Here is a 458-nt window from a genome sequence, read left to right on the forward strand (position 1 = left end):
GCTCGACGTGCGCGTCCTCCGCGAGCTCACGCACCCGGTTCACCTGGTCTCGGATGTGTTCGCGAAACATCAGCTCGGGCATCACGGTCTCGACGGTCTCGGCGACGGCGAGCGCATAGGCGAGGAGGGGTTGATGACGTCATCTTCCGGTGCGAGGTCCAGAAAATATTTGTAAGTGAGGTCGGTCTTCGCCCGTCTGACGAGGTCGACGTCGGACAGGTTCGAATGCGCCTTCAGGAACAGATACTTGAACATCCGGACAGGATGGACGGCCATCCGACCGTTGTCGTGGCAATACGTATCCTCGAGCAGGCCGGTGATGAAATCGAATGAGACGAGGTCATGGATGAGTCGCAGCTCATCATCGGCCGGGATCAACAGGTCATAGAGGGCCGCATACGGGCTCGGCGGCATGTTCGGCAGGTCGGGCATCATCGGGATCGCCTCCAAATTGGTTG

The 458-nt window shown here is 59.6% G+C and carries 1 pseudogene; it reads right to left on the minus strand.

Features of this window, described 5'->3' with window-relative positions:
* Positions 1-120: 120 nt before the first annotated feature.
* Positions 121-435: pseudogene (locus tag EVJ33_RS15195) on the minus strand (transposase); the annotation flags it as partial.
* Between the last annotated feature and the right edge of the window lie 23 nt (positions 436-458).

Origin of the sequence: Exiguobacterium sp. SL-10 (assembly GCF_004337025.1) — a bacterium.
In the GTDB taxonomy this organism is placed as follows: domain Bacteria; phylum Bacillota; class Bacilli; order Exiguobacteriales; family Exiguobacteriaceae; genus Exiguobacterium.